Origin of the sequence: Roseibium sp. MMSF_3544 (assembly GCF_030732845.1) — a bacterium.
In the GTDB taxonomy this organism is placed as follows: Bacteria; Pseudomonadota; Alphaproteobacteria; order Rhizobiales; family Stappiaceae; genus Roseibium.
Genome location: NZ_JASHKA010000001.1, coordinates 91,521 through 113,769 on the forward strand (window position 1 = coordinate 91,521; position 22,249 = coordinate 113,769).

Annotated in this window: 17 protein-coding genes; 6 read left to right on the forward strand and 11 right to left on the reverse strand. The window is 58.5% G+C overall.

Annotated elements, in window-relative coordinates:
• Nucleotides 1-40 precede the first annotated feature (40 nt).
• The 5 genes from RBB47_RS00440 to dxs all read right to left on the reverse strand — a co-directional run bounded on the left by RBB47_RS00440 (nucleotide 41) and on the right by dxs (nucleotide 6,778).
• Complete coding sequence (locus RBB47_RS00440; protein ID WP_305983739.1) at nucleotides 41-961, reverse strand: sugar ABC transporter substrate-binding protein; 921 nt, start codon at nucleotides 959-961, stop codon at nucleotides 41-43.
• 379 nt (nucleotides 962-1,340) lie between these two features.
• The gene (bchJ, locus tag RBB47_RS00445; protein ID WP_305983740.1) at nucleotides 1,341-1,958 is read right to left on the reverse strand and encodes a bacteriochlorophyll 4-vinyl reductase; all 618 of its coding nucleotides are present in this window, start codon (nucleotides 1,956-1,958) and stop codon (nucleotides 1,341-1,343) included.
• Between the two features lie 3 nt (nucleotides 1,959-1,961).
• Nucleotides 1,962-3,614 carry a magnesium-protoporphyrin IX monomethyl ester anaerobic oxidative cyclase gene (gene bchE / locus RBB47_RS00450; RefSeq protein WP_305983741.1) on the reverse strand — a complete coding sequence of 551 codons (1,653 nt, stop codon included), beginning with the start codon at nucleotides 3,612-3,614 and terminating at the stop codon, nucleotides 1,962-1,964.
• 208 nt (nucleotides 3,615-3,822) lie between these two features.
• Nucleotides 3,823-4,755, reverse strand: coding sequence for a B12-binding domain-containing protein (locus RBB47_RS00455; RefSeq protein ID WP_305983742.1), 933 nt, complete (start codon nucleotides 4,753-4,755; stop codon nucleotides 3,823-3,825).
• Nucleotides 4,756-4,879: 124 nt separating this feature from the next.
• On the reverse strand, nucleotides 4,880-6,778 hold the full coding sequence (dxs, locus tag RBB47_RS00460) for a 1-deoxy-D-xylulose-5-phosphate synthase (RefSeq protein WP_305983743.1): 1,899 nt from the start codon (nucleotides 6,776-6,778) through the stop codon (nucleotides 4,880-4,882).
• A 385-nt stretch (nucleotides 6,779-7,163) separates the two neighbouring features.
• Here dxs and RBB47_RS00465 point away from each other — a divergent pair, with 385 nt between their 5' ends.
• Complete coding sequence (locus RBB47_RS00465; RefSeq protein WP_305983744.1) at nucleotides 7,164-7,610, forward strand: TspO/MBR family protein; 447 nt, start codon at nucleotides 7,164-7,166, stop codon at nucleotides 7,608-7,610.
• On the opposite strand, the gene RBB47_RS00470 is transcribed toward RBB47_RS00465, so the two are convergent.
• From RBB47_RS00470 to RBB47_RS00495, 6 genes are all read right to left on the reverse strand, one after another.
• Entirely contained in the window at nucleotides 7,541-7,876 is a 336-nt protein-coding gene (locus tag RBB47_RS00470; RefSeq protein ID WP_305983745.1) for a hypothetical protein, read from the reverse strand. The genes RBB47_RS00465 and RBB47_RS00470 overlap by 70 nt on opposite strands.
• Nucleotides 7,873-9,078: a geranylgeranyl diphosphate reductase gene (locus RBB47_RS00475; protein ID WP_305983746.1), complete on the reverse strand. Its 1,206-nt coding sequence runs from the start codon at nucleotides 9,076-9,078 to the stop codon at nucleotides 7,873-7,875. The genes RBB47_RS00470 and RBB47_RS00475 overlap by 4 nt, the downstream gene beginning before the upstream one ends.
• A 43-nt stretch (nucleotides 9,079-9,121) precedes the next feature.
• Nucleotides 9,122-10,492, reverse strand: a complete 1,371-nt coding sequence (locus tag RBB47_RS00480; protein ID WP_305983747.1) for a BCD family MFS transporter — start codon at nucleotides 10,490-10,492, stop codon at nucleotides 9,122-9,124.
• 12 nt (nucleotides 10,493-10,504) lie between these two features.
• Entirely contained in the window at nucleotides 10,505-11,425 is a 921-nt protein-coding gene (chlG, locus tag RBB47_RS00485) for a chlorophyll synthase ChlG (protein WP_305983748.1), read from the reverse strand.
• Between the two features lie 120 nt (nucleotides 11,426-11,545).
• Nucleotides 11,546-12,982 (reverse strand): transcriptional regulator PpsR, encoded by a 1,437-nt coding sequence (gene ppsR / locus RBB47_RS00490; RefSeq protein WP_305983749.1) that lies wholly within the window; start codon nucleotides 12,980-12,982, stop codon nucleotides 11,546-11,548.
• Entirely contained in the window at nucleotides 12,979-13,929 is a 951-nt protein-coding gene (locus RBB47_RS00495; RefSeq protein ID WP_305983750.1) for a cobalamin-binding protein, read from the reverse strand. Before RBB47_RS00495 ends, ppsR begins: the two co-directional genes overlap by 4 nt.
• A gap of 218 nt (nucleotides 13,930-14,147) precedes the next feature.
• Here RBB47_RS00495 and bchF point away from each other — a divergent pair, with 218 nt between their 5' ends.
• Genes bchF through bchL form a run of 5 tightly spaced genes read left to right on the forward strand, consistent with a single transcriptional unit; the run spans nucleotide 14,148 to nucleotide 22,239 of the window.
• Nucleotides 14,148-14,702, forward strand: coding sequence for a 2-vinyl bacteriochlorophyllide hydratase (gene bchF, locus RBB47_RS00500; RefSeq protein WP_305983751.1), 555 nt, complete (start codon nucleotides 14,148-14,150; stop codon nucleotides 14,700-14,702).
• Nucleotides 14,699-16,006 (forward strand): ferredoxin:protochlorophyllide reductase (ATP-dependent) subunit N, encoded by a 1,308-nt coding sequence (locus RBB47_RS00505; protein ID WP_305983752.1) that lies wholly within the window; start codon nucleotides 14,699-14,701, stop codon nucleotides 16,004-16,006. Before bchF ends, RBB47_RS00505 begins: the two co-directional genes overlap by 4 nt.
• On the forward strand, nucleotides 15,997-17,568 hold the full coding sequence (bchB, locus tag RBB47_RS00510; protein ID WP_305983753.1) for a ferredoxin:protochlorophyllide reductase (ATP-dependent) subunit B: 1,572 nt from the start codon (nucleotides 15,997-15,999) through the stop codon (nucleotides 17,566-17,568). Before RBB47_RS00505 ends, bchB begins: the two co-directional genes overlap by 10 nt.
• Nucleotides 17,543-21,313, forward strand: coding sequence for a magnesium chelatase subunit H (locus tag RBB47_RS00515; protein WP_305983754.1), 3,771 nt, complete (start codon nucleotides 17,543-17,545; stop codon nucleotides 21,311-21,313). The genes bchB and RBB47_RS00515 overlap by 26 nt, the downstream gene beginning before the upstream one ends.
• Entirely contained in the window at nucleotides 21,310-22,239 is a 930-nt protein-coding gene (gene bchL, locus RBB47_RS00520) for a ferredoxin:protochlorophyllide reductase (ATP-dependent) iron-sulfur ATP-binding protein (protein ID WP_305983755.1), read from the forward strand. The genes RBB47_RS00515 and bchL overlap by 4 nt, the downstream gene beginning before the upstream one ends.
• Nucleotides 22,240-22,249: the final 10 nt, after the last annotated feature.

Here is a 22,249-nt window from a genome sequence, read left to right on the forward strand (position 1 = left end):
CGTCTCTGGTCGGATCGATACGGGGGCGCGGGGAGATCGCTTAGTTTGCGGTCACCAGTTCGATCGGCGTCTTGACCCAGCCTTCAAGCTGCGGCCCGCCCTTGACCACCTCGAGGGCGAGGTCGATGGAATTCGCGGCCATGTCGGTGCCGAACTGGTCGACTGTTGCGAGCATGCGTCCATCGGCGATCATGGGGCCCACTGCGGGAATGTTGTCGAAACCGACCACGACAATGTCGTCGCGCCCCGCGCTTTCCAATGCCTTGACGACACCGATTGCCATGGAATCGTTTGCTGCCATGACGCCCTGAATGTCCGGATGTGCCGTCAGCATGTTGGAAAACACGGTGTTTGCTTCTTCCGTTTCCCAATGCGCGGTGCGGCTGTCGAGGAGTTCAAGTTCGAACTCAGCAACGGAATCTTCAAATCCGAGACGTCTTTCGTTCGCGTTGTCGGCTCCGGGATTTCCTTCGATGATGACGACCTTGCCGCCGGCACCGAGTTTCTTACCCAGGGCATCTCCGGCGAGCTTTGCGCCACCGCGATTGTCCGGCCCGACAAAGGCCAGTTCAATGTTCTGCTGCTTCTTGGCATCCGCATCCAGCGCGACGTCGAAATTGACGACGACAATGCCGGCTGCCATTGCTTTTTTCAGCGGGCGGACCATTGCACGGGAGTCGGCAGGTGCGACCACAATCGCATCAACACCCTGGGTGATGAAGTTCTCGACTGCATTGATCTGCGATTCAAAATCGGTCTCATTCTGCATTCCGACGGCCAGCAACTTGTAGTCGCCTCGTTTTTCTTCATGGGCTTGAGCACCGGCCATCATGTTCTGGAAGAACTCGTTGGCGAGCGATTTCATGATGAGGCCCACAACGGGCTTGTCGTCAGCTTGTGCGGTTCCAGCAAGCAAAGCGAGGCCGGTCGCTGCCGCGGCAGCGATTTTCAATAACTTCATGATTTTCCTCCCTAAAAAGGTAACGCGCTTAACCTCTGGCTGCTGAGGCGATGCGACTTCAAAAGCAAAACACGTCTTTTGAAAAACGTCAATATGAAACGTTTCATTTTTTTGAATGCATTCATTTTAAAGCTCTTTTCCGCTTAGATCGCTGCAATCATAGATAGATGAAGGTCAAATGCGTCGCGAAAGGAACACCAAGTGGAGGCAACGACTCGGTCGAAGGGTTCGGTGTTTATGGTGGTCTCGTGTGACTAGCCGGAGCGCCCAGACGGTTCCTGACGTCAGGCCGTGAGGTATCATCCTTGACTTGGTGACCCATGCCCCTTTTGCGAGGCACGTGTCCGTGCCGTGGAAGGAAGCGCCTGTTCAGGGGGCGTCATGCCATCTCTGTCTCGGGTCGCGCACAACGAATCCTGAATTCAAACCGGTCGACAGTTTGTCCTTCAGTTGAGTGAACGGCATGGATCACCTGGATTTCGGGAGACACCAATCGGCCAAACAACTGCTCGAAAACGGCGACATGCCAGATGCAGCCGGGGGTGCGGATCGGATTGCTTTTAAGCGTCAGGGTGAGGGCAGGGACCATCTTGACGGTGCAGACACCGGATCCGCAAAAGGTCCAGGCGTTGCGGTGTACTGCTTTCAGCAGCAGGCGGGCGCCAATCACCCGCGGGACGCGTGCAAGCAGCCACTTCGCGGCGTGCGGTATCCGGTTGGCGATCACGTAGTCGGCTGTTCTTCGTCCGGCGTCGCGTGCAACAGCCTCGGCCTCGGCGGGGGAAAGAGAGGTCCAGAGGACGTCCATCAAGCCAGCCGGGACGGTCTCGCTGATCATGCTGTCCGGTGGATTGTCGATCAGATCCGGGTACCCGCCTTGCGCAAAGACCGCCTCCGCCAGGGGATGACCACACAGGTCATCGAGCGCATTGCTCAGCTGGATAACCGCGTTGGGTCCCACAACGCCGGCACTATAGGCTTCGTCAGCGCCGGACATGGCCTATTCTCCGGGTATGCTGGCAGCGCTCTGAGACATTTGCGGCGACATCTGCTGTGTTCCTCCACCGCACGCAAGAACCTTGTCCGGAACAAGGGCATCTTCGGCTTCACGACGCGCCCTGGCGCGCGCGGCCCGGTCTGCCGCAGCCTCCCAGTCATCCATCTGTGCCGGTGCGATGGTGCGTTTGCGGTCAAAGTTGAAATTGACACCCTTCTTGGATTGCGGCCCCCAGTAATTTGCCTTGCCGAGATCGTAGAATTTTCGCTGGAACCCGGCCTTCAGGAAGGCTTTCAGACAGCCGAGGAGATAGCGGCGCCGGAACCCTGTGCCGCGCCAAGGGTAATGGAACAGCGCTTTTCGCGAATAGAACCGGCGGTAGTTGTGCATCACCCGGTCGAGCAGGGTCGCCCGGTCCATCGCCTCCGGCGCCATGATCGGCGTTACGAAATTGTATTTCGAAAAATCGAAGATCTCGACTTTATCCTTGATCTCCGCAAACAGCGGTGTGAACGGCCAGGGGGTGTACATGGCCCAGTTGGCGAGGTCGGGCTGCCAGTCCCAGGCCATCTGGAAGGTTTCTTCCAGGGTCTCAGGCGTTTCATTGTCGAGGCCGACGATGAACTGCGCCTCGACAAAAATGTCGGCTTCGCGCAACAGGCGGATGGCTTCCTTGTTTTCAGCAACCTTTGTTTCCTTGTTGAAACGGTCGAGCTTTAGTTGCGCTGCAGCTTCCGTGCCGAGAGACACATGAACAAGTCCGGCTTCCCGGTAGAACGAGAGAAGCTCACGATCGCGGTAAATATCAGTCACCCGCGTGTTGATGCCCCACTTGACCTTCTTGTTCAGGCCGCGGTCGATCAGCTCCTGACAGAAGGCGATGAACTTCTTCCGGTTAATGGTGGGTTCCTCGTCGGCGAGAATGAAGAAACCGATATCGTGTTCCGCGACCAGCGTATCGATTTCATCGACCACCCTTTTCGGGTCCCGGACGCGATAGTCGCGCCAGAATTTCCACTGGCTGCAGAAGGAACAGGTGAAGGGGCAACCGCGGGCCATGTTCGGAATGGCGACACGCACGCCGAGCGGAACGTAAATGTATTTGGACCATTCCAGCAGCGACCAGTCCGGATTGATGGCGTCTATATCCTTGACGGTTGGGGCGGCCTGGGTTGCGACGAATTTGTCGTCCTCAGCAAAGGCAAGACCCCTGATCTTGCGCCGGTCCTTTGGCCAGCGCCCATCAGCGATGCATTGGATCAGGTCCCGAAAGATCTCTTCGCCTTCGCCGCGCACGATGACATCAATCCAGGGGGCTTCGGAAAGAACCTGCTTGTACATGAAAGTCGCATGGATCCCGCCGAGCACCCGTACGGCGTCAGGACACTCTTCCTGTGCGATCTTCAGCACCTGCTCGGCCACATAAATTGACGGGGTAATGGCCGTGCTGCCGATGACGTCCGGCTTGAGATCGCGCAGCTTTTGCCGGAGCGCGTCGTCGGGCAGGTCGTTTGTCATCGCGTCGATGAAATGGATGTCGTCGAACCCGGCCTCTTGCAGATGGCCGGCAAGGTAAGCAACCCAGGCAGGCGGCCAATTCCCCGCAATTTCCGCCCCGCCGGAGTGGTAGTTTGGGTGGATCAAGACGATGCGCATGGCTGCCTCCCTTGTGTCAACTTTAGTTTACACTAAGAAGCTATTCCGAGTTTGATATGGATCAATCTTTGGCGATCGGGTGCGTAAAATCGCGACCGCAAAAAAGGGGGCAAAAATTCGTGGGGAGTCTTCAGCCAATGCAGGTATGCCCCACCGAATCTGAACGCGCGAGACATCCTTTTGGCAACCGGTGCCACCACCGCGACTGTTAATGGGGAATATATTCCGCCAGGTGCATGACCTCCAGGGCCGAGCGTGCGATGACGTCAGCACCGGTATTCTTAAATTCGTCAGGCCGGGTCACGACAGCTGCACCACCCAGTGCAATTTTTACGTCGCGTGTCGCAGGGTCCGCACGGCAGCGCGCGATCGCGTCCTTGCAATCGGCAGTCTCCTCAATCTGACCGATCGAGAGGCCGAGGAGGTGGTAGGGGCGCGAGGAAAGTCGCATGTAGAGAGTGTCCCCGATTTCCATATCGGCCCCGCCGTCCACGATCCAGCCCATGTCACGAAAACACATGCGGACAAGGGTGACGCCGAGTGTATGTTTGGTGCCATGCGAGCGGGCCAACAGAACTCTTTTCGCCGAGGGATGGGGGTTGACGAGCTGCGCTCCCGCGTGGGTCGCATGATTGACGATCGTGTTCAATCGTGTCGACGCGACGGCGACCTGCATGAAGTCGGTTTCGTCGTTGCACCAGTAGGTGCCGAGCTGTGTTGCCACCGGGCAGAACAGGTGGATTGCCAGCGTCTGCATGGGGATGTTGACTTGCAGCAGTTCCTCGATAATTTCCCGGTGGTGTCTGGGGTCCGGATCTATGAGAGACTTCAAGAATCTCTCGCGGAAGGCGATTGCCTTGTCGGCGCCTGGAAGCTGACGCGCCTTTTCGTCCATCTCCGGATGGAGACGGAAATCAAGATCCGTCTCTGAAAGCAAAGGTGACGGTTGGCCGTTGACATCAGGATGCAAGTCATTGACCAGTCCGGAGACGCGCTCACGAATAGCGTGCTCCAGAACCGACAGATCCTGAGAGTTCAATTGGGCTTTTTCGTCTGTCTTTAACGTCTGGCCAATGTCAGCGGGCGATGGCGATACATCTCTATTGTTCGCCGTGTCCTCGCTGTATTCTTTATAGGCCAATTCCCCCTCCCGAAAGCTCGGCCCAGGCGGTCAGGCACTCCTCCACTTATACAAACGTACTACGTCAGGGAGAGACCTCAAAACGCGGAGCGCGTCCTTGACTGGAATAACTAAACCCCGATTTTCACCTATCCTCCGCGCGATGGGTCAACTGGACGTAGTTCTCCTGCTTTCCTGGCCACACCTGTGCAGACCGCGTTGCAGTTTTCGTTTTTTGCAACAAGGCGTTGCGTATGGTGTCTGTAATTTGGGCTGCATTCAGTCCGGCTTCTTCGTACATCTCCGCCGGTGCGGCCTGTGAAATGAAACTGTCAGGCAGCGTCATGGTTCGGATGTCGCAGCGCCCGTCAAGCATGCCTTTGCCCGCCAGGAAATGCAGCACCAGGGCTCCAAAGCCACCTGTTGCGCCTTCTTCAATCGTGACGAGAAGCTCGTGGCTGGAAAAGAGATCAAGGATCAGGTTCTGATCAAGCGGTTTTGCAAATCTTGCATCCGCAACCGTCACGGAAATTCCTTCAGCTTCAAGCTGTTCGCGTGCCTCCATGCACTCAGGAAGGCGCGCGCCGAAAGACAGTAGGGCAGCGGTTTGTCCCCTATCGACAATCCTGCCTTTTCCTATCGGAAGCGGCACGGCTTCATCTGGAAGCGGGCGTCCGGTGCCTTCGCCGCGCGGGTACCGGAATGCGATCGGCCCTGCGTCATGGTTTGCTGCGGTCGCCACCATGTGGGTAAGCTCGACCTCGTCGCTCGCAGCCATGACGGTGAAATTCGGCAAGTTTGCGAGATACCCGACGTCGAATGCGCCAGCGTGCGTTGGTCCGTCAGCTCCGACCAGACCGGCCCGGTCTATGGCGAACCGGACGGGAAGATTTTGAAGCGCGATGTCGTGGACCACCTGGTCGTAACCCCGTTGCAGGAAGGTCGAATAGATTGCGCAGAAGGGCCGCATGCCGCTCGCTGCAAGTCCGCCGGCGAACGTGACGGCGTGCTGCTCGGCGATCCCGACATCAAAGGTGCGTTCCGGAAATTCTTTGCCGAAGACATCGACCCCTGTTCCGGCTGCCATGGCTGCCGTAATCGCCACGATCCTGTCGTCTTTTTTCGCCTCCGCAACAAGAGCATTTGCGAAGACCTTGGTATAGCTCGGGGCTTTGGCTTTCGCCTTTGACTGTTTGCCGGATGAAATATCGAACCTGGAAACGCCGTGGTATTTGTCGTGCGAGGTTTCGGCGAAACTGTAGCCGGCCCCCTTGCGTGTGACGGCGTGCAGCAGAATGGGCCCGGCGCTTTCGTTCTTGAGTTTTCGCAGCACGGAGACCAGCGCCTTGACGTCATGTCCGTCGACGGGGCCGTGATATTCAAAACCCATGTGTTCAAAAAGGCTGCGCTCCTTGGAAAGCGCATCGGTCCGGGAGGCCAGATCGTTGAGGTGACCCGAAAGAGCGCCGGTCGGCGGTGAAATCGACATGTTGTTGTCGTTCAGGATGACGAACATCCGCCTGTTGAGATCTCCGGCATTGTTGAGCCCTTCATAGGCCATGCCGGCCGTCAGGGCACCATCTCCAACGACACAGATCACGTCGTCAGTGCCACCGGTCAGATCGCGGGCGACAGCAAAGCCAAGGCCGGCGGAAACCGACGTAGAAGAATGCGCGGCGCCAAACGGATCGTAAGGACTTTCGCTGCGCCTGGTGAAGCCGGAGAGGCCGTCTTTCTTGCGCAGCGTGCGCATGCGGTCACGCCGGCCAGTGAGAACCTTGTGCGGATAGCACTGGTGGCTCACATCCCAGATCAAAGTGTCTTTCGGCGTGTTGAAGACAGCGTGTATGGCAACGGTAAGTTCGACAACACCGAGGCTGGAACCCAGATGTCCACCGGTTTCGGAGACGACCGAAATGATCTCGGTCCTGAGCTCGTCTGCAAGCGCGGCCAGTTCGTCCGTCGACATGCGTCTGAGGCGTTGCGGGTCCTGGACCTGGTCCAAAAGTGGCGTCGACGCTACTCTCCTGGATATGAAGCTCATATCGTTTCCTCCCGCGCCTGATGCTGTCCCGTCGGCACCGAGCCGCTCACAGATCCGGCATGAATTCATGCTCCTGAAGGAAGCAGTTTCGGTTTAACCGCGGGACAATTAGCTGTCTCTCATTCTTGACGAACTTGGCGAAAGTGTAAACTTTTTTTTACACTTTCTGCCTAAAAAGATGCCAACTGGCCACGTGGAAATATGCAGCTAGTCCAGGTGTGCTTAGGTAGAGTGAACGTAGTTCTCTTGAAGCAGGCGTGGCGCGTCGGCTCACGCAGTTGAGACGGGTCACCGCATTGGATATCCTGCGCTCGGAACATTGCTCTGCAGCGACAAAACAACATATTCAGGCGAGAGTGGTTTTGCTGACGAACAGGGACCTGGTATGGCCGCCATCACATTTGCACTCCTTGTCTTCCTGACCGCGATGAGTGGCGCGGTGTTCAAACCAGGTCCCTGGTATGACACCTTGCAAAAACCCTCCTGGACGCCGCCGAAATGGGCTTTCCCGACAGTCTGGACGATCCTTTACGTCATGATTGCCTATGCCGGGTGGGACATCTGGACCAAGGCCGGCTGGTCGTTTGCCATGATGCTCTGGGTCGCGCAGTTGATCTTGAACGGTTGCTGGTCCTGGTTGTTTTTCGGGTTAAAACGCATGGACCTGGCATTGTTCGAGTTGGGTCTGCTTTGGCTCGCGATTTTGGGTTTCATCGTGGCTGCCTGGCCCGTTTCAGCGCTCGCGTCTCTCCTCTTTGTCCCCTATCTCCTCTGGGTCACCACGGCAGGGTTGCTTAATCTTTCGGTCTTGCGGCTCAACGCTGCCGAGTGATCCTTCAAACGCCCGGCGACATCGAACAGGTGCGCCACCAGCGACAAAGTCAGAAAGAGGACGATCCAGCCGAACGCTTCGCCGCGGAGCGCAAATCCGAGTGCCGCCATCAGGCAACTTCCGGCAAACGCGCCGCCGGCAAGAGCCTTGAAACGAGCCATCCGATTGCTTGACAGGAAGCTCAGAACCAAAGTTTCGACCCACAGGAACACGAGCGCGGCGAAGGCCAACCAGCCTGTTTCGAGCCAAGCGGAAACGATGTTCATTTCTGACCCGCCGGAATTCGAAGCAACTGGCCGAGGTCTTTGAAAAAGACCCGAATGTGGGCGAGCGGATCACGCCGGACAAGCTTCTTGTTCAGGTAGGATTCCCACGTCAGACGCTGAACGTCAGGATCCGCGCACATTGTAACGAAGCGCTCCCGGAAGCGATCGCTTCGATACCAGACGCTTTGCATGATGCCGAGAATGAGAAAAATCCGGCCGTGGTCTTTCATGAAGCGCCGGCGGGCCTGCCTGAGCTCCGAAGCCTTGCCAGTGGCAAGACACGATGCAACGGCGTCCGCGCTCAGCTGCCCGCACAACATCGCGTAGTAGATCCCTTCGCCGGAAGAGGGTGCTACCGTTCCGGCAGCGTCGCCTACCAACAGGACATTCTTGCCGTTGTCCCACCGCTGCATGGGTTTCAGCGGCAGCGGTGCACCTTCCCGGCGAATGATTGGCTGCCCTTCCAGGAAAGTCGCCTTGCGAAGCTCTGCAGTTGCGGAACGGAGATTATGGCCTTTCACGGCTGATCCGCACCCGACCGACGTGTGCTCACCATGTGGGAATACCCAGCCGTAAAAGTCGGGGGATATCCGGCCGTCGTAAACGACGTCGCACCGGTCGGCACGGAAGCCGCCGGAGGTGGCGACTTTCGGGCTTTCGATGATCTCGTGATAGGCAAAAACATAGGGCGGTTTCTTGCTTTTGGGGAACATGAACCGGCGCACGGCAGAGTTTGCACCGTCTGCTCCAATTACGAGCCGCGCCGACCGGGTAACTGGTTTGCGGTCGTCTTCTTTGCCGGTGGGTTCGAAAGAGAGCAGAAGGACGCCGTCTTCGGTTTCCTCCATGTGGCTCAGCTTGCCTGTCAGCCGTGTAGCGCCGGCTTTTTCGGCGCGGGCGCGCAGGTAAGGATCAAAAGTGGCCCGGTCCACCATGCCGACAAAGCCGATGTCGCCAATCCGCATCTCCACTGCCTTGCCGGATGGCGCAATGACGCGGGCCGCGTTCGCTCTTGAAACGAGCATGTCCTCGGAAATGGAAAAATCCTTGAGCGCCCGCGAGGGAATTGCTCCCCCACAGGGTTTGATCCGGTTGTCCGGATCCACAAGCAATACGGAATGGCCGGACTTGGCCAGCGATTCCGCTGCGATTGCGCCGCTTGGTCCGCCGCCGATGACAGCAACATCAAATGTGGTATCCATGACTGACCTCGTTGTTCTGGTTCAGGTCAAAAGGGCTTCCGGTCTATTCAGCAGGGACTGCCGACGGTGCGGTTTCGGCCCTGTATTCGGGACGGGGCGCCGATTGAATACCGATGCGAAGGGCGATCAGCGCCGACATCAAAAACAGAACCGCTTCCAGCGCGAACACCAGGGTGAATGCGGTTCCGTCGTCGCCCGTGAACCAGCGGCCGAGCGTCAGAACGACGGTCCCGGCAACGCCGCCCAAGCCGAACGAAACCGCCTGCGCCGCACCCCAGACGCCCATGCGCACACCCTCGTTGGTTGATTTGCCTGCCCCTGCCAGAACCATCATTGTTCCGACGGCTGCAACCGCAAAGGCGCCGTTCATGAAACCGAGCGCGAAAATGTTTGCGACCAGCGGCCAGGCCGGTGCAAAGGAGGCTGAGATCGACAGGAAGGCGAGCGCAAGTGCTGAGCCGAGACATCCCGAGACGATGAAGAATTTGATGAGGCCAGGCTTTCTTTTCGAAAACAGCCCGCCCGCTATGCCGACGACCGCCATGCCGAGAAAGACGCCACCGTGCTGCGTCCCTGACAGTTGCGTGGTTTCGCCCGGCGTCATGCCGAACAAGAGGCCCGCATAGGGCTCAAGAACGAGATCCTGGGTCGAATAGGCCAGCATGGACATGAAAATGAAAAGCGTGAGCAATCGCGCTTCGGGGTCGTTCCAGACTTCCCTGATGCTTTCCCGAAAACTGCCCGCCGGTTTCCGGTCCTGATCGCCGACAATCGTCGGCTGTTTCTCTATTCCGGCAACAGCGAGTGCAGAAAGGCACAGGACCGCCAATCCCGTGATCGCAGTGACGGCGACAAGGCGCTCGTGGGTATAGGGATCCAGATTGATGCCGGTGACGATGGAGGTCACCACGATCCCGGCAATCATCAGCATCCATGTGATCGTAGCTGCCGATGCGCGGCGTTCTGGCGCGGTTTTAGCCGCCATCAGGGCGAGAAGACAGGTGCCGCTTGCCCCGATGCCGATGCCAATCAGGGTGTAGGCAACAATTGCTGCCAGGAGCCCGACAGTGAAACTTGCTTCAAACAGGAATGTCGTTCCGGCAGCCGCCGTCCCGCTGACGGCCAGGAGGGCCAATCCACCCAGGATCCACGTCGTTCTTGAGCGCCCGACATCCGAGTGGTGGCCCCATACCGGGCGAGAGAGCTGGACCGCATAGTGAATGCCGACCAACAGTCCGGGTATGATTGCCGCAAGGCTCAACTCGACGACCATGACCCGGTTGAGCGTCGAATTCGTCAACACGACAATTGAGCCAAGCGATGCTTGGACCAGTCCAAGCCGAACAATCGCAAGCCAGCTTAGGCCCTTGACGCTCTGTTTGAGCTCTTCACGGTCAGCGCCCCGGCGAAACATGGGAAGTCTCCCTCACATCGTTGAAAGAGCGGGTTGCGAAAGCGTCCGCAGTCCAAAAGCGGCAATCATCATGCCGGTAACGTAGAGGCCGACCCCGATCGCCGAGTACCAGACCGCGAACCTGACCGGATCCCGCACGAAGCGGATCATGCAACCGATCTGCAACGCCAGCAGCACGCCAATCGCAAGCGCGAAGAGCGGCAGGTCGAGATAGATCAGCAGGGCGCAGACACCGGCCTGCGCTGCGGCCATGATGACACAGGCGATCGCCGCAGCCGGCCGGGCACCGTGGAGGACGGGCAGGGTGTTGATGCCCATTTCCCTGTCACCCGTAATCGCCTTGAAATCGTTCAGTGTCAGGATGCCGTGGGCGCCAATGCCGTAGAGCAGGGCCACGATCCAGATCGAGCTGTTCGGCGAAACGCCGGTCATGACGGTTGCCGCTGTCAGCCAGGGCAAGGTCTCGTAGCTGAAGCCGACGACGCCGTTTCCGATCCAGCCGTTTTGTTTAAACCGCAGCGGCGGCGCGCTGTAGCCCCAGGCAAAGCACAGTCCGACCAAAGCCGCCACGAATATCAGAGAGCCGAGCATTGCGGCCACGATCATCGACAAGACGGACATGATCAGAGCTACATAAAGTCCCCACTGGCCGGGCATGCGGCCTGAGGGAATGACGCGGTCCGGTTCGTTGATGGCGTCGACATGGCGATCGAACCAGTCATTGACGGCCTGGCTTGTACCGCAAAGGAGCGGACCGGCGAGGACAACGCCACAAAGCACGAAAACCCAGCGGCTGCCAAAGCCTTCGCCGGCGGAAATCGCACCGCAGGCATAGGCCCACATTGGTGGAAACCAAGTAATAGGCTTGAGCAGGGCAACAACAGCGCCGGGTGACGGCCAGCTGGCTTGCGGTCTGTGCCGGATCAATTCCATGGCAAAGATGCTATGCCTGACACCAGAAAGTGTCAATTAAAATTGACACTTTCGGCCATGACTATTCACTCTGTGTCATCGTGTCTTTACAATGTCAGGAGAGCCAGCGCCTTGCGGTGATCATGAGCCAGGGCGGTAGTTTTCGAGGCCGTGCCTGCGAAGCTTGATATAAAGGCTCTGCCGGGAGAGCCCGAGCATTTCCGCTGCGCTGGCCCTGTTGTTGTTGGTCTGGTCAAGAGCCGCTTCGATGCAGATTTTCTCCACGACGTCCAAGGATTCCCTGATCAACTCCTTGAGCGGAACTTTTCCTACGAGGCTTGCAAAGCCTTCCGCCTGCTCCTGGGTTGCGGGTGCACGCAGACCGACACGCTCGGGCTTCGCCTCTTGCGGGACGATGATGAGCTGAATGGCATCTGATTTCGGATCGAAGTGGGCCGATACTGTGATCGGTTGCACACCGCCAATATTGTCGTTCAGGACGGAGGAATACCCGCGCACGGTGCGCTCGTCGCTGGTGCGGGCATAGAGCACGTTCAGATCTACAGCCGATTTGCCGATCCAGTTGCTGGCGTTCCTGCCCAGAACCTGGTTGAGCGTCGGCGCCTGGACGAGATCGAGAAAGAGAGCGTTGGCGGAGATCAGGTTGCCGTCGCTATCGGTCTGAATTGCCGCTTCAGGGAGCGCATCGAGATTGATCGCGGGTGTCCCGGGCGTGCTCTCACCGGCACTGCGCTCCGGTGAGTCAGGATAATCCTCGGACCAGAGCGTCAAAATGAGGTTGGCCGCACCGTTTTCCCGGTAGGCGCGCAGCTTTGCCTGGAGTGTCGACCCTTTTGCGCTTTTCAGCGCCTCAATAAGGACAGGCTCGCCGCTGTGTCTTGCCTCGCCGATGGCATCGCCAAGCCGGTCACGGTCCTTCTTGTTGAACAGGTCGCGGACCGGTTTGTTGATCAGGTTGCCGGAGCTGCCGGCCAAAAGTGCGATTGCGGCAGAATTGGCCTCAAGGACGGTTCTCTTTTCGCCGTCAAGCATGATGTCGGCGGTTTCCGCGAGCTTGAAGGCAGTCCTGTACCTTGCTTCGGCCTGACGTAAATCACGGTAATCGGCCTCCATCGCGATCTGCGCTTCGACCAGCCGCTGCTGATCCTGCATTTGCTGCTGCATCTCGCGGCCGACAACGATGGTGAATGGCAGCCCTTTTTTTGAAAAGGCCGAATAGGCAACCGGCAGATCCTGTTTTCCGGACGCGCTGTGGTTGACCTGGTAACCGCGAGCGGGCCGCTTCTGCTTTGGCTTGAGCATCGCGTCGATCTTGGAAACAGACTCGATCGTGACGCAATCCCGGAGCGCCTTGCCGACAAAACCATCAAGGCCGTAGGCGTCGAAATCGGGGTTTTCGTAATGTGAGTGGGTGATTTTCCCGTTCTTGTCGACAAGGAAAACAATATCGGTTCCGAGCCCAATCAGCGAAACCAGCCCTTCGGCCTCGAGTGTTTTCTGCAATTCACCCGCGACCTCAATACCTTGCTGTCCGCTGTTAGGGGCGCGTGGGGTCATCGGATTCGCCGATCAATCCTCTTTGTTTTTTCGTTCTGTCCGCTGCGAACCGGTGGCGTGCCAAAATTCATTTTTTCCAAATTGTTGAAATTGTCAGCAATTTTAACTGCTGAATACGCAGTATCGCAAACGCAGTCAATCCCCATTTCCACAAGGTAATCAATGGAATCGAGAGCAGCGATACCGCCCGCTATCAAGGGTTGAGTAGATCCTGCCGAGCTCAACCTTATGCCGTCAATCAATTGCCCGACTTCCGGTCTGAGGCGCGTGTTGCTCCAGCCTATGCAGACAGCGTCGGCTCTGCCGACGACGGCTGCAAATTCAGACCGTGTTGCCTGGTCATGCGAAAGAACCTGGTGCTGCCATCCGAACGCTTGAAAGAAAGCTCCGGTTAAGTAGGCCATAAGACTGTGCTGTTCGTCTTTCGGCAGCAAGATTGCCGCGAACGGGCCGGGATAAACACTGCTGCGGTCAGCGGCTTCGATAGAGAGCGCTTGCGCAAGGTCCTGAAGTCTGGCGGACGCGATGGTGACATCGACGAAACTTGATGTGTCCTCGGACCATTCCCGGCCAAGGCGGCGTGCGAGTGCCTCCACGACAAGGACTTTGACCGGGGAGGGAGAATTCGCCGGTAACGCATTTTCAAGACAGGAAAGCAGTTGATCGAGCCGGGTGCCGGATTGCACGACAAGGCGGTGAAGTCCGGCGATCGCCGGCTCATATTGAGGATGGTTTTCGAGACCTGTGTCCAAATCGATGGACAGTTGTTCAGCTGTCATTGCCGCCACTGGCCCTTCAATAAGGTGACGAAGCGTATCTTTCTCACTTCGATACAAACGGTCTCGTCTTAGCACTTGTATGTCGCGCGTGACAAAAGCTTCGTCGCTGGCGCCAGTATTAGACTGTTCGCGCTTGTCCTCGGGGTCCGAACCAATGGTGCCGATCATCCTCACTTTGCTTCAGGCCTCCCTGACCATCTCGGTTGGGGAACGCGCCGGAGTGCGATCCTTGTCGCTTGCAGCACCTGCGAGCCTTCCTAGCATGACTCTGTTGTGAGTGAGTGTAAATAAAAATATACGTCATGTTTAGTTGACACTTTTACGCCCTAAGCGTTACGCTTCCTTATCTGCCGGACCTTGATGTCTGGGTTCGGGGGGAGGAGCAAATGTCGTTAGGCGAACCAGGGAAGACGGCCAAGGTATTCGTGCTGTACACCGAGCAGGAGCGGAAACGGCGTGACGCGAGCGTTTGGACACTGGTGCAAGGCATTCTGGCCCCGATCCAGTTTTTCGTTTTCCTGATCAGTCTCGGTTTGATCCTGTACTTCCTGACCACGGGCAATGCCCAGGTTCCCGCAGAAGTCTCGGTCGTTCTCAAAACGCTGACGCTTTATGCGATCATGATAGCCGGCTCGATCTGGGAAAAGCATGTCTTCGGCTGTTATCTGTTCGCACTTCCTTTCTTCTGGGAAGATGTGTTTTCCATCCTCGTGCTCGCGCTGCACACCGCCTATCTCGTAGCCCTCTTCACCAACAGCCTAGCCCCGACAGCGCTGATGTGGCTCGCGCTCGCCGCCTATGCGACCTACGTCGTCAATGCTGGCCAGTTTGTGTGGAAGTTGCGACTGGCCAGGTTGGACCAAACGTCCCGCGAAAGTGCAGATGTGAGTGCAAACGCCTCGGCAACAGGACGTCTTCAAGTCGCGGGGTCGGTCCAATGAACCAGACTTTCCGGCCCGGATGTGAACGGAGTGCAACGATCCGCGAGCGCGGCCAGCACGAAGTTTTCTGCGGCCTGACCTCGATCATCTGGCTGCATCGCAAAGTGCAAGATGCGTTCTTCCTGATCGTCGGATCCAGAACTTGCGCCCACCTGATGCAATCGGCTGCCGGCGTCATGATCTTTTCTGAACCGCGCTTCGCCACCGCAATCATGGAAGAACGGGATCTGGCCGGTATGGCCGACATGCATGACGAGCTTGACGGCGTTGTCGAGAAACTGTTGGCACGCCGGCCTGACATCAAGATGCTTGTCCTCGTCGGGTCCTGTCCGTCGGAAGTGATCAAGTTCGACCTTGGCAAAGCTGCAGAACGCCTCAATCGTCACTATGCACCGAAACACCGGGTGATCTGCTATTCCGGAAGCGGAATCGAGACCACATTCACGCAGGGTGAAGAGAATTTTCTAGCTGCCCTGGTTCGTGATGAACCGGATGCCGGGAAAAGCCAGGATAGCGCAAAGCTCGTCGTTGCCGGGTGTCTGCCTGACGTCGTTGAAGACCAGTTCCAGCGCCTGTTCAAAGATCTCGGCATTGATGGGGTTCACTTTCTGCCGGGCCGAACCAGTGCGGCAATGCCAAAGATTGACCGCTCGACACGGTTTGTGCTGGCCCAACCTTATCTTGGTGCGGCAGCGCAGGCGTTGGAGTCGCGTGGAGCGTCCAGAATCAATGCAATTTTTCCGCTCGGAGAAGAGGGAACGACAGCGTGGCTGAAGGCAATCGCCGATGCGTTCGAGGTTTCCGAGGAGCGCTTTGAAACCGTGACTGCGCCGGCCCGCAAGCGCGCATGGGCAGCATTGTCGCATTACCGGCACCTTCTTAGCGGAAAGCGGGTTTTTCTGTTTCCCGACAGCCAGTTGGAACCGTCTCTCGCCCGCTTCCTTGCCCGCGAAATCGGTGCGCAGATTGTCGAAGTCGGCAGTCCTTACCTGCATCGCGAACACGTCGCTGGAGAACTTGCTCTGCTGCCGCCAGGCGTTGCGTTGTCGGAAGGGCAGGACGTCGATCGTCAAATAGACCGTTGCCGCGCGGCGGACCCGGATCTGATCGTCTGCGGCATGGGGCTCGCAAACCCGTTCGAGGCGGAGGGCCGGCTGACGAAGTGGTCGATCGAGTTCGCCTTCACGCCGATCCAGGGATATGAGCAGGCCGGCGATCTGGCCGAACTTTTTGCGCGTCCCCTGGTGCGCAGGAACGCCCTGAGCGGCAAACCCGCGACAGAGGAGGGCGCGTCGTGCAGCTGAGCATGTGGACCTATGAAGGCCCGCCGCATGTCGGTGCGATGCGCATTGCAGCCTCCATGGAGGGTCTGCATTACGTCCTGCACGCGCCCCAGGGCGATACCTATGCCGATCTTCTCTTCACGATGATCGAGCGGCGGCCCTCCCGGCCTCCGGTAACCTACACAACCTTTCAGGCGCGCGACCTCGGTGCCTCGACGGCGGATGTCTTCAAGTCGGCCTGTCACGATGCCGTGGAGCGTTTCCAGCCCGAGGCCCTGTTGGTTGGAGCCTCCTGTACAGCTGAATTGCTGCAGGACGATCCTGGCGGGCTCGCCAAAACGCTTGAGCTTGATATTCCGGTCGTGCCGCTTGAACTGCCCTCATACCAGAAGAAAGAAAACTGGGGCGCGTCCGAGACCTTCTATCGTCTGGTGCGTGCTTTTGCCGGCAACCGGCAACGGTCTGAAACCATCCAGCCCAACAGCTGCAATATCCTGGGTCCAACGTCGCTGGGCTTCCGGAACAGGGACGACATTCGCGAGATTTCTGGTTTGCTGCGCGAAAACGGTCTCGACGTGCGGATCGTTGCTCCGCTTGGGGCCCGGCCCGCGGATCTTGCCCGCTTGCCGGAGGCGGCCTTCAACATCGTTCTTTATCCGGAAATCGCAGAGACGGCAGCGCGCTGGCTTCAAAAGGCCCACAATATGCCGTTCGTCTCGACTGTCCCGATCGGAGTGGAGGCAACACAGCGTTTCATTGGCGAAGCGCGTGCGCTTGCGGGTCTTGAGGAGACGCCTCTCACAGGGGTCGAGACAGACCGTTTGAGCTGGTACTCGAAGTCGATCGACAGCAATTACCTGACCGGAAAGCGCGTCTTCATCTTCGGCGATGCCACCCACGCCATTGCAGCTGCCCGGATCGCCAGTCGCGAGCTTGGCTTCAAGGTCTGCGGACTTGGCACCTATATGCGGGAATTCGCCCGCGACGTGAGGGCCGCCGCCCAGGCATATAACGTCGAGCCTCTGATCACGGACGATCATCTTCAGGTAGAAGAGGCGATCCTCGAAGCTCGTCCCGAGCTCGTTCTCGGCACCCAGATGGAACGGCATATCGCGAAACGACTGCGTGTTCCTTGCGCCGTGATTTCCGCCCCGGTGCATGTTCAGGACTTCCCGGCACGTTACTCGCCGCAAATGGGCTTTGAAGGCGCGAACGTCATTTTCGACAGCTGGGTCCACCCGCTGATGATGGGTCTTGAAGAACATCTCCTGTCGATGTTCCGCGACGATTTTGAGTTCAACGACGACGCTGCCGCATCCCACCTGCATGCACACAGTCCGGCGCAGGCCGACACTCCGGTCAAAGCGGTGGTTCCTGATGCGAGCACCGCTCAGGATACGGCCATCAGCCTGTCCGAAGCGCCCTCGCTCTGGACGGACGAGGCTGAGCGCGAATTGAAGAAAGTACCGTTCTTCGTGCGCGGAAAGGCACGGCGCAATACCGAAACATTTGCCGCAGATAACGGCATTCACCCGATCACCGTGGAGACGTTGTACGATGCGAAAGCCCATTTCGCCCGATAGCGGCCGCTCCATTCGGGTGGTCTTCGTCACGCTGGACAATCACGTCGCAGCAGCCGTCGATGATGCGCGTACACGTTTGAAGAAAGACATTCCGGGTCTGTCGTTCACGGTCCACGCTGCGACCGACTGGGCAGACGATCCTGACAGCCTGGCAACCTGCCGCGAGGCCATTCGGACGGGCGATATCATCATTGTCTCGATGATTTTCGTAGAGGAGCACGTCAAGGCAATCGCTGACGTGCTTGAAGAGCGCCACCTTTCCTGCGACGCCATGGTTTGCTGCATGTCGGCGGGCACGATCATGAAATACACGGCCATGGGCCGGTTCCGCATGAGCGGTGAGCAAAAAGGTCCACTTGCGCTTTTGAAAAAATTGCGCGGCAGCAGTTCCCGCGGCGGCAAGGAAAGCGGACGAACGGCTGGAGAGCGCCAGCTCGCCATGCTGCGGCGCTTGCCGAAGCTTTTGAAATATGTGCCGGGAACCGCGCAGGATGTCCGCAACTATTTCCTGACGTTGCAATACAGGATTGCGGCGTCGGACGAAAACATCGCGAACATGGTCCGGCTGCTCGTTAGCAAATACGCTTCGGGTGAGCGTAAAGCTTTGCGTTCTGCCGTTTCGGCAAAGCCGCCCGAAGAGTATCCGGACATGGGTCTTTATCACCCAAGGTCGACACCGAGGGTGATCACGCAGCCGAAGGATCTGGCGAAGGTCGAGAAAACCAACGGCACGATCGGGCTATTGTTGTTGCGGACGTATATCCTCTCCGGTGACACTGGCCACTATGACGGTGTGATTGCCGCGCTGGAGGCCCGTGGCTTCAATGTCGTTCCGGTATTCTGCTCAGGTCTCGATATGCGTGCGGCGATCGAGCAATACATGACCGACGGCAATGGGAATTCGACCGTCGACGTGCTCTGTTCGCTGACCGGCTTCTCGCTTGTTGGCGGGCCGGCCTATAGCGATGCGGCTGCAGCGGCGGAAACACTTCAAAAGCTGAATGTTCCCTACCTTTCCGCCTGTGTTACCGAATTCCAGACGCGGGACGGCTGGCAGGCCTCGACGCAAGGCCTGACGCCGATCGAAACCACGCTGATGGTCGCTATTCCCGAGCTTGACGGCGCTGTCGGGTCGATGGTCATCGGCGGACGCAGCGCGTCAGCCAAAAGCAAGCAGAGCTGCATTTGCGCGCGTCAGTTGGGCGATTGTCCTTCAGGGCGTGCTTGCATGCGTCCGGACGACGAGCGGGTCGGTCTTCTTGCAGACCGGCTCGTTGCAATGACCCGATTGCGCCAGACACCACGCGCCGAGCGCAAGATTGCCGCGACACTGTTCAACTATCCGCCGAATGGCGGAAACATCGGAACGGCGGCGTTCCTTGCAGTGTTCGAAAGCCTTCTTGAGACCATGAAACGGCTGAAGGCAGAAGGCTACGATGTCGAGGTGCCGGCAGACGCCGAAACGCTCAAGGACCTGCTGTTGTCCGGCAATGCGGATCGCTTCGGGACAGAGGCAAATGTGCATGACACCGTCAGCGCAGACGATCACGTCCGCCAGGAGACATTCCTTTCTGAGATCGAAGCCCAGTGGGGACCGGCGCCAGGCCGCATTCTGAGCAACGGCCGGGGCATACATATTCTTGGCCGCCAGTTCGGTAATCTGCTCATCGCCTTGCAGCCACCCTTCGGCTATGAAGGCGATCCGATGCGCCTCCTGTTTGAAGGCGGATTTGCACCAAACCATGCCTTTGCCGCCTACTACACCTATCTGCGGGAAACGTTCGGCGCCGACGCGGTTCTTCATTTCGGCACGCACGGCGCGCTGGAATTCATGCCCGGAAAACACACGGGACTGTCCGGTAGCTGCTGGCCTGACCGCCTGCTGGGAAGCCTGCCGAACTTTTATTTCTACGCATCGAACAATCCTTCTGAAGGCTCGATCGCCAAGCGCCGTTCGGCAGCGACTTTGATTTCCTACCTGACGCCGTCGATCACAGAGGCCGGTCTTTACAAGGGCCTGCACAGCCTCAAGGCGAGCCTGGATCAGTACCGCACGGCGGCGCCGGAAGCCCAGGCCGAGCGTGAGCGGCTGCTCGACGTGATCCGGATCCAGGCAGAGGAACTGGATCTTGGCAGCGATGCAGATGGGCTCTCCACGGAGGACTTCGTTCAGCACCTGGTGAATGCAATCACGGAAACGGAATATGCGCTCATCCCGCATGGGCTGCATGTGGCCGGCCGTGGCATGGAACAAAGCGAACGCGCGGAAACCTTGACGCATATCGCCGCGGCCATGCCCGAGAACGAGCGCATCGGAGATGCGTCCGAGATCTGCCGGTTGATCGTTGCCGATGACGACGGAGCATTGCAAGAAACGGTTTCCGGGCTGGGTGATGCTGCGCAAGAGACCGTCCGCCATCTCAAGGCCATCAACGACAACCTCAAGTCCAATGAGGAGCTCGACGGTCTGGTGCGTGCGCTTGACGCCAGCTTTGTGCCGCCGGCACCGTCCGGAGACCTCTTAAGAACACCAGATCTGCTGCCGACCGGGCGGAACCTGCACGGGTTCGATCCCTTTGGCATTCCTAGCAAGTTTGCACTGGAAGATGGCGCCAGACAGGCTGCTCGTGTGTTGGATCGACACTTTAAGAATGACGGCAAACTACCTGAAACTGTTGCTATTGTTCTGTGGGGAACTGACAACCTGAAGACCGGCGGCGCTCCGCTGGCCCAGGCAATGGCGCTGATGGGCGCGCGGCCGAGACTGGATACCTACAACAGGGTTTGCGGTGCGGAGCTGATCCCGCTGGAAGAGCTCAACCGCCCGCGCATCGATGCGGTGATGACACTTTCGGGTATTTTCCGCGATCTGCTTCCGATCCAGGCGAGTATGCTGGCCGAGGCCAGCTATCTGGCGGCGATCGCAGACGAGCCTTCAGACCAGAACTTCATCCGAAAGCATGCGCTTGCCTATTGCGAGGCCAACGGCTGCGATCTGGAAGCGGCAGCGTACCGTGTCTTTTCCAATGCGGACGGCGCCTACGGGTCGAATGTCAACATGCTGATCGGCTCGTCCGCCTGGACAGACGACGAGGAGATCGCAGAGACCTACACCAGCCGGAAGAGTTTTGCGATCAACCGCAAGGGGAAGACCAGCCGGCAGGCGGAACTGCTCGACGCCATCCTCGGCGACGTCGATATGGCGTATCAGAACCTGGAGTCCGTCGAAATCGGGGTCACCACGATCGAGCAGTATTTCGATACGCTGGGTGGTCTTTCCAAGGCCGTTTCCAAGGCGAAGGGTGGCGGAACTCTGCCGGTTTATATCTCGGACCAGACACAAGGCGATGCCAAGGTCAGGACGCTGGGCGAGCAGGTGGCACTGGAAACGCGGACCCGCACGCTCAATCCGAAATGGTTCGAGGGCATGTTGCAGCACGGCTATGAGGGCGTGCGGCATATTGAGGCCAATGTGACCAACACCCTCGGCTGGTCAGCGACGACCGGCGGCGTCGACCCCTGGATCTATCAGAAGATCACCGAGACCTACGTTTTGGATGAAGACATGCGCCGCCGCCTGGCGGACCTCAACCCGGCTTCGGCGGCACGTGTCGCCTCTCGGCTGATGGAAGCGCATGAGCGCAATTACTGGCAACCGGATGCCGAAACGCTTGCGGCCCTGCAACGGGCCGGTGAGGAACTGGAAGACCGGCTGGAAGGCCTGGTGACGGAGGCTGCCGAATGAATATCTACACCCATCCGAAGACGGCCGAGATCGAGGCGCGCCAAGCTGCAAAACTGCGCGAACGCGCGGATGGCGAGGGCAGCGTCCAGGTGCATCTCGATCCGACGATGGAAATCGATGGCGCCAAGGTCTTTGCGATTTACGGCAAGGGCGGGATCGGCAAATCGACGACGTCCTCCAATTTGTCCGTCGCCTTTTCCAAGATCGGCAAGCGGGTGCTCCAAATCGGATGCGATCCGAAACACGACAGCACCTTCACGCTGACGAAAAGCCTGATCCCGACCGTGATCGATATCCTTGAGCAGGTCGACTTTCACACCGAGGAGCTGCGCCCCGAGGACTACATGGTGGAAGGCTTTAACGGCGTTCAGTGCATTGAGGCGGGTGGTCCGCCAGCCGGCACAGGCTGCGGCGGATACGTCGTCGGGCAAACCGTCAAGCTCCTGAAGGAGCACCATCTTCTGGACGATACCGACGTGGTGATCTTCGACGTGCTCGGCGATGTTGTCTGCGGTGGCTTTGCCTCGCCGTTGCAGCATGCGGAGCGTGCGGTTGTCGTCGCGGCCAACGATTTTGACTCCATCTTCGCCATGAACCGGATCGTCGCGGCGATCAAGGCGAAGGCCAAGAACTACGAAGTGCGGCTCGGCGGCGTCATCGCCAATCGCTCGCGCGAAACCGATCAGATCGACCGTTACAACGATTCCGTAGGCCTCAAGCGCCTGGCGCATGTACCCGACTCCGATCACGTCCGGCTGAGCCGCTTAAAGAAGAGCACGCTTTTCGAAATGGGCGACACGCCGGAAATCGCCGCCATCCAGAACGAATATCTCCAGCTCGCCGAACAGCTTTGGGCGGGGACCGATGCCTTGAACGCGGAACCCATGAAGGACCGGGAAATCTTTGAATTTCTCGGCTTCGAATGAGAGGACCGAC